The sequence below is a fragment of the Oceanobacillus halotolerans genome (assembly GCF_010993955.1).
Lineage (GTDB): Bacteria > Bacillota > Bacilli > Bacillales > Amphibacillaceae > Oceanibacillus_A > Oceanibacillus_A halotolerans.
In genome coordinates, this window is sequence record NZ_WIXL01000018.1 from 44,077 (window position 1) to 54,376 (window position 10,300).

Below are 10,300 nucleotides of genomic sequence, written 5' to 3' on the forward strand. Positions count from 1 at the left end.
TGCAACGCCTCTTAATAAATAAAAAAGCCTGAATTCTTTGTGGTAAAAAGAATTTAGGCTTTTTATGTTGGCAAATATCAATTCATTTTTCGTTTAAGGATTCCTTTACTTTTAAGCGTTCTCCTAACACTTCGATCAAAGCGTGTTGAGATTCAATCGTATTTTTACGTGCCTTCATTTCTTTCTTAATGTTATGATCATAAACCATAAATAAAATGGAGGCGATGATCGCGCCGATGAGCAATATACTTTGAAGCATGAATATACCCCCTTAATAGCATCATCCTTTTGGAAGAACGTTTGTTTATTTTTGTTAGTTTCTTTGCATGATGATATCACACTGACGGGGGAAAAGGGTACAGATTTAAATGAATGACTAAACATTGTCTAAGAAAAATGCCTATCAAAATATAACAAATCCTGTCTATCTTATTTTTAAAATTTAGGATAAAATAAGTAGATAAGAAGGAGGTGAATAACATGAGTCAAAAACAATTAGATCGAATGGAAGGTATGTTGTCTACGTTAATTACAACGGTAGGTTCCATGATGGAAGACCAGACAATAATGAAGGAAAATATCTCAACAATGCAGGAAGAACAAACAGGAATGAAGCAAGATATCGCGGCAATGAAAGAAGAACAAACAGGAATGAAGCAAGATATTGCGGCAATGAAAGAAGAACAAACAGGAATGAAGCAAGATATTGCGGCAATGAAAGAAGAACAAACAGGAATGAAGCAAGATATCGCGGCAATGAAAGAAGAACAAATAGGAATGAAGAAAGATATCTCGGCAATGAAAGAAGACATAGTTTCCATAAATGCAAGTAATAAAGCCCAGCATGAAGAAATCCTAGAGGCTATCGATTTAGTTAAAATCGATAATGAATTGCTCTGGGAAAAAAGCAATAAACATGAACGAGAAATAGGTATTCTTAAAAAACTTCATGAGAATTAATCTACAGCATAATGTATGAAATGGATGGACAACTTCTATTGTAACTCTTCCTAACTTCACTTTTACAAAGAACAAATCCCTAGATAAATACTTCGCTATATGCCTTCTAACCTAAGAGGGGTTGTTCAAAAAGTCTGGTGAAAATGACGCATCGGTGTTTCTGTTAGCTTGCTTTTCCGTTACTCATGTATTAAATGCACTAAGGAGCTTCTACTAAAACCGTCCACGTCCTGTGAACAACGTAGAAGTCACCAGATCCTGTGGAAGTCCGCTACTCAAATCTACGCTTCCTCGAACTTCGACGCACAGGACGTGCTAGTATTGGCGTTGTCACAGGACGTGACGATTTTAGCCAATGAGACGCACAGGACGTGTTAGTATTGGCGTTGTCACAGGACGTTAGCGTGAGGCGTTGCAACAGGATGCCTGAGACCTTAGGCGAATCGGTCCTTTTAATCCTCCTTTTTGAACACGCACTAAGAGAAAAGCCATACTAGATCTATACTAAATACATTACCTTGTAAATAATCATTCTATTAAATTAAAGTTGTCTTTTAATAGGATCAAAATCAAATAGTTTCCCCTCATAGATTAACTCAAGACGTTCGTTCTTCCGAAAAAAAAATCATCTGGTGTAACCATTACTGGAAGTTTATCCCAAAGTTTTATACCTGAACGATGAAGGATTTCGGCAACAAATTGGGAACAAAAAAAGGAGTTACTAAATTCGATTGGTTCTTTTAAGGAAACTCCAATGACTCCTAGGATATTATATAGATACTTATTATCATTTTTAATAAATACATTCAGAATTCGTTTCATTTTCTCCATTTCACGCTCTGTCACTTCTAGTTTATAAATAACGCATGTCGTGTCTTTATAATGACTATAGGTACCTGTTAAAACATCCTCTTTAACAAACCCGCCGTGTATGGGATTTTTTGGATTTTTTCGTCCAAAACTGTATAGTTCTTTCAGTTCAGGATCAAACGAAAGGGAGACATGGTTGTAAGGTGCCTTTGTGTATTTTTTAATTAAATTCGTAAATAAGGTACCTGTATCAGAAAGCATAATATATACATAATGATCACCACTCATCAGGCATTCCCCCATTTTAAAATCGTTTCCCATCTTTCCATTATAAACGATATCTTGTAAAATGAATGCAGCTTTTATAAAAAAGATTGGGTGTGCGTGATGGTTCAAACAGTCTGGACATTATTTAGTATCTTTTTAACCCTTCTAGTGGCAACAATTCTATTCTATGTTGCCAAAAAGAAACAACCAACGAAGGATTTCTCCGGAATTCAGCTTCGTGTAAAAACGTGGTGGGGGATGTTTGTTGTTTTTTGTTTTGCTACATTATTTACGCCAGTCGTATCACTACTTACAATCATGGTCCTGTGTTTCTTTGCTTTAAGAGAGTATTTTTCCATGATGAAGTCGAGAAAATCGGATAGACGCTTATTTCTTTGGGCATATCTCATGATTCCATTTCAATTTTACTGGATTTACATTGGTTGGTATGGAATGTTTATTGTCTTTATTCCGATTTATGTTTTTTTATTTTTACCATTACCAAGAACAATTGGAAAAGGAACAGTAGGATTTCTTCGGTCTGTTAGTTTTACGCAATGGGGATTAATGTTGATGGTGTTTGGACTTAGTCACCTAGCCTATTATCAATTTGCATCTCCAGCATTTGGTGCAAATTTAGTATTATTTTTAATTATTTTGACACAGTTAAATGATGTCATTCAATACCTTGTCTCGATTTATATTGGAAAAAGAAAGGTCATCCCATCTGCTAACCCGACCATTACTTGGGAAGGCTTTATAGGAGCATTAGTGGTGACAACGTGTGTTTCTTACATTCTATATCCTTATCTTACACCCTTTGGAATTACATTCGGTATTTTATCTGGTGTGATTATTAGTGTCGCGGGGTACTTTGGGAGTATAACGATCTCGGTTCTCAAGCGAGATTTATTGATTGGGAATAGTGAAAAGCCAATAACTATGGAAGGTCGCTATTTAACAAGGGTTGATAGTCTGACCTATACATCACCCATTTTTTTCCACATCATTCGCTACTTCTTTGATTTTATGTAGTGCCTGTCACTCCCCGAATTTTGTCGAATGTCAAAGGCTAAATCTGTGACCATTCTATAATCGTAAGTTATAATAGGTGTTTGTTTAGGGAATTATCGCAGGAGATGACATAAATGGATCGTCTATTACAGAAAAAATGGGTGGTTGTCTCAATCGCTGTTTTTTGTGCAATATTGTGGGGGAGTGCATTCCCAGTTTTAAAAATAAGTTATGAAGAACTACAAATGGCACCAAATGATACAATAGCCAAAGTTGTATTTGCGGGTTGGCGTTTTTTAATGGCTGGACTTATTTTGTTAATTGGTGTGTTTTTCGTTAATCGGAAACATCTTGTCGTAACGTCACGTCAGTTTTTGTTTTTAGTGTTATTCGGGATCATTCAAACCTCTTTACAATATTATTTTTTCTATAATGGGTTAGGAAAAGTATCTGGCATGCAAGGAGCTATTCTTGTATCAAGTGGAACCTTTTTCACGGTTATATTAGCACACTTTTTCTATTGGAATGATCGCTTGAATTGGAAAAAAACAATAGGATTAGTTGCCGGTTTCGCTGGCGTTATTGTGGCAAATTGGGGTCAAGAGCTCCAGCTTAGCTTCCAATTAACAGGTGAAGGTTACATGATACTCGCTGCACTGACTGGTGCAATTGGTACCATTATGGCAAAGGAACTTGCAGTTGGGATTCACCCATTCGCATTAACAGGCTGGCAGCTTTCAATTGGTGCTGGGATTTTGTTGTTGATCGGTGTTCCGAGAATGAGTGAGGATGCGATTGTTTTCACCCCATTTGGTTGGGTTCTGCTCGTTTATTCTGCTGTTCTTTCTGCATCCGCTTTTGCACTTTGGTACTCTATTCTGAAATTCCATAAAGCAGGGGCAATTAGCATGTTTAAATTTATTACCCCAGTTTCTGGGGCTGTCTTATCTGCCATGTTTGTACAAGGAGAAAAGCTAAATATCTATATAATCAGCGCGTTAACACTTGTTGCATTAGGAATCATTGCTGTCAATTATAAAGGTCAAGGACAACAGTCAACTATTTCAAAAGTTAATAAAACGGTTTAAAGTGAGGAGGCTTTCATGGAACATCGACTCTTTAATGGGGTGGTTAGTATGGGACGTGAAGGCATTTATGGTACCAATAGCCTTTTAGAACAAAGCTGCATAATAAATAACCACGTGTTAAACATAAATAGTAAAACGAAAGCTAAAAAGGAGATACCATGACACAGAAAAATAGTAATGAAATCGGATGGAGCTTTAATAACAGTTATGTTCGTCTGCCGGAATTATTTTATACAAGACAAAACCCGACTCCAGTAAAATCACCAAAGTTGCGTATTGTAAATGAACAACTGGGAAAAGCTTTAGGCTTAAATGTTCAGTTACTAAAAAGCGACGATATTACCAACGTATTTGCAGGCAATGAAATTCCTAATGGTGCTACGCCTCTTGCACAAGCATATGCAGGACATCAATTTGGCCATTTTACAATGTTAGGTGATGGCAGAGCGATCCTTCTTGGAGAACAAATTACTCCATCAGATAAACGGTTTGATATTCAGCTTAAAGGCTCGGGTAGAACGCCATATTCCCGTGGTGGTGATGGTCGTGCAACACTTGGACCAATGCTGCGAGAATACATTATTTCAGAAGCGATGCATGCACTTGGAATTCCTACCACCCGCAGTTTAGCAGTCGTGACAACTGGTGAGTCGGTACAACGGGAAACCGAACTGCCTGGTGCTATTCTAACGCGGGTTGCTGCCAGTCATTTACGAGTTGGAACTTATCAATATGTTGCAAATTGGGGTACAAATGAGGAGCTTCAAGTTTTAGCTGATTATGCTTTAAACCGTCATTTTCCAGAATTGGAAACAGATGAGAACCCATATCTTTCCCTACTTAAGGGGGTTATAAAGCGTCAGGCTAAGCTAATCGCCAAATGGCAACTGGTAGGTTTTATTCATGGTGTAATGAATACCGACAACATGACGATAAGTGGAGAAACGATTGATTATGGTCCGTGTGCCTTTATGGATGAATATGACCCAGCCACGGTATTTAGTTCGATTGATAGACAAGGACGTTATGCCTATAGCAATCAACCTGGTATAGGTTTGTGGAACTTAGCACGATTTGCTGAAACCTTATTGCCACTGCTTCATGAAGATCAGGATAGGGCGATCAAGCTTGCTGAAGATTCACTTTCAAATTTTAAGGAGTTGTATCACAGTAGCTGGCTTACGGGAATGAGAGGAAAACTTGGAATTTTTAACGAAGAGGAGCAGGATGAACCACTTGTTGAAGACCTTCTTCGTTTGATGGAAAAATACCGTGCAGACTATACGAATACATTCCGAGCCTTAACATTTGATAACCTTGAAAATGCGGATTTGTTTGCCAGTCCTGAGTTTAAAGAGTGGCAGGAGCGTTGGCAACGAAGACTAGATAGACAAAAGGAATCGAAAGCTCGTGCACATGAATTGATGCGAAACAATAATCCAGCACTAATTCCGCGAAACCATCGAGTGGAAGAGGCGATTGAAGCGGCTGTGGATCAGGGGGATTACAGTGTGATGGATGAGCTGTTAGATGCACTTGCAAAGCCATATGCACATACCCCCGGACAGGATAAATATACAACACCACCGCCACCGTCTGCTCAGCCTTATCGAACGTATTGTGGTACATGACAGTTGGGGATATGCGTGATGTGTGGGGAGACGATGGTCTAGATAAAATGAGGAGTTGACATAGCATATTCAATCGCAATGATTGGTATGCTATTTTTTTATATGTTGTCTTCTTACAGTGTCACGGTTGATAACATCGAAAAATGGGAGGGAATCGACCGATAGCGAGGCTGTAACGGTAGATAGCATCAAATAATGAGAGAGAATCCACCGATAGCCAAACTGTCATTTTATGAGATGGTTCTTATATGCAAAAAACGCTTGATAGAAAATAATACTATTCAAATCTTTGTTTCCAACGTATTTCTTTCACCGTTACGTTTCCCTCCTTTTTAAATTCAAGAATTAGTATAGTAGTAGTTTCTATTACACTAATAAATGCTAAAAATCAACGATACCACTTCTCCACTTTTTCATCAGATGGCAACATAAAGGTTAACAGTCCAAGTAATGGTAAAAAGGCAGTAATCATCATGGTTGGGCTTAATCCAATCAGGTCAATCAAGGATCCTAGGGCAACTGAACCGATTGCACCCATGCCAAATGCTAATCCAACTATCAGTCCTGCCATCGTCCCGATTTTCCCTGGGATTAAATCTTGCGCATAAACGACCGTAACCGAAAAACTAGATAATACAATAACACCGAGTAAAGCAAGTAAAATAATTGCTAAAAATGGTCCTGCAAATGGGAGAAGCAATGCTAATGGTGCAGCAGCTAATAAGGAAAACAAAATAATATTCCTTTTTCCAAAACGGTCTGCAAAAGGTCCACCCAAGAACGTACCAACTGCTCCCGCTAATAGAAAGGTAAATGTATAACCTTGAGATTGTGCAATCGTTAGTTCGTATTCGTCAATTGCGTAAAAGGCATAGAAGTTTGAAATGACACTCGTATACCATGATCTAGCAAACACAATGAAGACCAGGACAATGAGTGCTCCTCTTATTGCATGGGAGAGTTTTTTATTCTTCGTTGTCGTATTTTCCTTTGTTTTTGTTTTCCCAGGATTCCGTACTTGTGATGTGTACCATTTTGCTATATAGATGAGAAAGATGACTGCCAATCCAGCAATCAACGTAAACCAAATTGCGCCAAACTGACCTAATGGCACTAAGACGAGTGCTGTTATAACTGGTGCAAGTGCTGTACCAGAATTTCCGCCAACTTGATAAATGGATTGTGCTAATCCTCTGCGATTCCCTGCAGCAAGATATGCTACTCTGGAACCCTCAGGATGGAAAATAGCAGAGCCAAGTCCAATGAATAAAACACTAATTAAAATCGTCCAGAAATTTGGTGCAAACGCAAGTGCAAACATTCCAACCATACTAGCTGTCAACCCTAATGGTAGCGCAAATGGTATGGGACGCTTATCTGCATATAAACCAATTACAGGTTGCATCACAGAGGACACCATATTTAATGTAAATGCGATTAAACCAAGTTGTGTAAAGGTTAGTCCGAGTGAGTTTTCCAGAATTGGAAACATAGCGGGAACAACCGCCTGCAATGTATCGTTTAATAGGTGACACGTCCCAATGATGAATAAGATGGGATAGATTGGTTGCTGGTTTGCTTGATAAGATTGTTGATTTTTACGCTTTGCCATTGAATTCCCCATTATTTCCCTCTTTTACTCTTTTTTCAATAATATGAAAGACCTTTTTATCTTGTTATATAATTTTCTGTAAAGTAAGGTTGATCATCTGTACCAAAACCGACCCCAACCGCAAGTGATGTAAATTCTTCTTTTAATTTATTTTCCCGATGGCCGTATGAGTTCATGAGCCCTTCATGAGCAAAGATACTACTAGTTTGACCTGCTGCAAGATTTTCTCCTGCCATGCGATACTCAATGTTATCTTCTGTCATTCGGTCAAAAGGGGATTGTCCTTCCAGGTTGTTATGGCTAAAATAATTGTTCTCTGCCATATCCTTACTATGATCTTGGGCTGTTGTTCTGACTGCTTCATCCCACGTTAAGGTTGGAATCCCGTATTTTGCTCTGGCGGCATTGGTAAGATCAAATAATTGATATTCAAATCCTTCTTTTAATAAATCACTTGGTTTCCCATAAAATTTTTCCTTTTGATTTTCTAGGTCTTCATGAATGATCTGTATGGCGGAGACCAAATGGTTATCATGCTTATCATAAAAAATGGTTACATAATTTTGATCAATTTGGAAGGTGTGATAATCACCAGTGTTTTCAACTTGATAGTTTACAAATCCTTTACGTATACTTCTGAGTGGCTCATCAAATGTTGTTAAGACGGTTTCCTTAGAACTATCAAGTGTAATTCCTTGTGTTGAGGTTATTAAATCTTGATTGGTATATAGTCCAACAACTTGATCATGATCATCATAAGAAGCCATAAAAAAGTTTTGGTAATTTTCATGGTAGGTAACCCAATCGACTCCATATTCATTTAAGGATGAGCGTTGTGGGGGGCCTACTTGCTCCTCAACCTGTGAACGACTATCCCCAATTTCAACATTATGGATGGAAAAGGTTTGTTCTGAAGGTGTATCTAACTCAGGTTTTTCGATATTAGGTTCGTCGGAAGGTTTATTATCTTGCTCATTGTCGGTTAACTGATTATATAATAAATGGATCTCCTGCTTTACTGTATCCATGATGCTCGATACTTTAGGGTTTTGTGTGAAATTGTGGAAATCAGATTGTACATCTGATATAACACCTTGAACTCCAGATTGCTGGTAAGTCTCCCCATAAAAATGCCAAAGCGTACCTGCTATTAGTAATAAAAAGATTAGTTTTCGTAATTTAGACAAACCGAACACTCCTGTCACGTACCAAAAATCCTATTGTTCCATTATTACCATTGATTGATTCCATTATAATAGAAGAATCGGAAAAAGCCACCCTTATAATCTAGAAAAATGCTTATCACGTATTAGCTGGCAGGCTGACTAAGAACGCCGCGTCAATCACAACGTCAGCACTAGCACGTCCTGTGGTCTCATTAGCTAAAACCGTCACGTCAATGGCAACGCCAGTACTAGTACGTCCTGTACGTCTCACTGGCTAAACCCGTCACGTCCTGTGACAACGCCAGTACTAGTACGTCCTGTACGTCGAAAACCCCTACCGAATGAGCTAGGTTTTATAGTTTAAAAATAATCATATACATTTTTTTGTACAGCTAATTGTGTATGATAAATAAATGTGAGGAAGAAGTTAGAACAACTAGGATAAAGGGAGGGATTTTTAGATGAAGAAAAATTGGTTTACCTTTTTAGCTATAGCATTGGTTGTACTTACAGCATGTGGTGCAACAGATGAGGAAGATAGTAAGGAAACTGAAAATGAAGAAGAAGCAACAGAGCAACAAAAAGATGGCGAAACAAATGATGACGGTAATATGGAAGTGGATAAAGATTTGTTAAATGTTGAAGTAACATTACCCGCCTCATTATTTGAGGGAGAGGATATGGAAAGTAGTATAGAGGAAGCAAAAGAAAATGGAGTTAGTGATGTTACGCAAAATGAAGATGGGTCTGTTACCTACAAGATGTCAAAATCAGTGCATAAAGACATGATGGAGGAAATTAAGGCGGATCTCGGCAAATCGGTAGAAGAGATGAAGAATAATGAAGATTATATTTCGATTCAAGATATAACGTATAATAATTCCTTTTCCGAATTCACATTGGAAGTTGACAGAGAGGCTTATGAAAATAGTATGGATGGCTTTGCCGCATTTGGACTTGGTTTTTCAGGGATGTATTATCAAATATTCGATGGCACTGATCCTGATGATACAAATGTAACGATCTATGTAAAAGACTATGAAACACAAGAAGTCTTTGACGAATTAATATATCCAGATGAATTTGAAGAAGAGTAAGCAAAAGGGGTAGTCCACAATGACTGCCCCTTTTGTATGTTTCAAAGCTAACTATTCATAGATATGTTCTTTATGGTTACTTCAGGTTCGAAAAGGTTAGGAGATCAGTGTATGTTTCTATATTATACTGGCATGCTAAACTAGTAAACGTAAGTAATTAAATAGAAAAAATTGGCTGTACTATTCTATTGCGCTAGTAATTAATCCGTGCTATATTATATATCTGCCGCACAAAACAAGAAGTGAAAGCAAAAAATGTTGACTATTAGTTTGATAGTGTGGTATAGTATTTATTGTCGCTTTTAAGGAAAAGGCGAGCATTAAACAAGATTAACAAAAAGGTATTGACTTTATCAATTATCTATGATATTATTGATTAGCTGTCGTTGGAAAACGACGTATAATTGATCCTTGAAAACTGAACAAAACAACCAGTATGTCAAGTACGAATGAAAGCTAAGAATTTCGTAAGATTGATTGGTGTCAATCTTGCACAAACTTTTTCTATGGAGAGTTTGATCTTGGCTCAGGACGAACGCTGGCGGCGTGCCTAATACATGCAAGTCGAGCGCGGGAAGCAAACTAAAATCTTCGGATGGATGTTTGTGGAACGAGCGGCGGACGGGTGAGTAACACGTGGGTAACCTGCCTGTAA

General features: G+C 37.9%; 9 protein-coding genes, 1 rRNA gene and 1 pseudogene. 6 read left to right on the forward strand and 5 right to left on the reverse strand.

Annotated elements, in window-relative coordinates; translation table 11 throughout:
• Positions 1-82: 82 nt before the first annotated feature.
• Positions 83-259, reverse strand: a complete 177-nt coding sequence (locus GHC26_RS15050; RefSeq protein ID WP_163972077.1) for a hypothetical protein — start codon at positions 257-259, stop codon at positions 83-85.
• A 221-nt stretch (positions 260-480) separates the two neighbouring features.
• Here GHC26_RS15050 and GHC26_RS15055 point away from each other — a divergent pair, with 221 nt between their 5' ends.
• Positions 481-960: a hypothetical protein gene (locus GHC26_RS15055; RefSeq protein ID WP_163972078.1), complete on the forward strand. Its 480-nt coding sequence runs from the start codon at positions 481-483 to the stop codon at positions 958-960.
• A 541-nt stretch (positions 961-1,501) separates the two neighbouring features.
• On the opposite strand, the pseudogene GHC26_RS15060 reads toward GHC26_RS15055, so the two are convergent.
• A pseudogene (locus tag GHC26_RS15060) lies at positions 1,502-2,058 on the reverse strand (hypothetical protein).
• A gap of 99 nt (positions 2,059-2,157) precedes the next feature.
• On the opposite strand from GHC26_RS15060, the gene GHC26_RS15065 reads away from it, so the two are divergent.
• The 3 genes from GHC26_RS15065 (at position 2,158) to GHC26_RS15075 (ending at position 5,770) form a co-directional block, all read left to right on the forward strand.
• On the forward strand, positions 2,158-3,072 hold the full coding sequence (locus GHC26_RS15065) for a phosphatidate cytidylyltransferase (RefSeq protein WP_163972079.1): 915 nt from the start codon (positions 2,158-2,160) through the stop codon (positions 3,070-3,072).
• Positions 3,073-3,185: 113 nt separating this feature from the next.
• A complete protein-coding gene (locus tag GHC26_RS15070) occupies positions 3,186-4,139 on the forward strand; it encodes a DMT family transporter (protein ID WP_163972080.1) in 954 nt (317 codons plus the stop codon).
• Positions 4,140-4,297: 158 nt separating this feature from the next.
• The gene (locus tag GHC26_RS15075; RefSeq protein WP_163972081.1) at positions 4,298-5,770 is read left to right on the forward strand and encodes a protein adenylyltransferase SelO; all 1,473 of its coding nucleotides are present in this window, start codon (positions 4,298-4,300) and stop codon (positions 5,768-5,770) included.
• A gap of 388 nt (positions 5,771-6,158) precedes the next feature.
• Here the strand turns inward: GHC26_RS15075 and GHC26_RS15080 are convergent, their stop codons facing one another.
• The 3 genes from GHC26_RS15080 to GHC26_RS16085 all read right to left on the reverse strand — a co-directional run bounded on the left by GHC26_RS15080 (position 6,159) and on the right by GHC26_RS16085 (position 8,819).
• A complete protein-coding gene (locus tag GHC26_RS15080) occupies positions 6,159-7,382 on the reverse strand; it encodes an MFS transporter (protein WP_226376960.1) in 1,224 nt (407 codons plus the stop codon).
• A 56-nt stretch (positions 7,383-7,438) separates the two neighbouring features.
• Entirely contained in the window at positions 7,439-8,569 is a 1,131-nt protein-coding gene (locus GHC26_RS15085; protein WP_163972083.1) for a CAP domain-containing protein, read from the reverse strand.
• A gap of 115 nt (positions 8,570-8,684) precedes the next feature.
• Positions 8,685-8,819: a hypothetical protein gene (locus GHC26_RS16085; protein ID WP_264175963.1), complete on the reverse strand. Its 135-nt coding sequence runs from the start codon at positions 8,817-8,819 to the stop codon at positions 8,685-8,687.
• A gap of 190 nt (positions 8,820-9,009) precedes the next feature.
• Between GHC26_RS16085 and GHC26_RS15090 the strand changes: the two genes are divergently transcribed.
• On the forward strand, positions 9,010-9,645 hold the full coding sequence (locus GHC26_RS15090; protein WP_163972084.1) for a hypothetical protein: 636 nt from the start codon (positions 9,010-9,012) through the stop codon (positions 9,643-9,645).
• 503 nt (positions 9,646-10,148) lie between these two features.
• A 16S ribosomal RNA gene (locus GHC26_RS15095) occupies positions 10,149-10,300 on the forward strand; the annotation flags it as partial.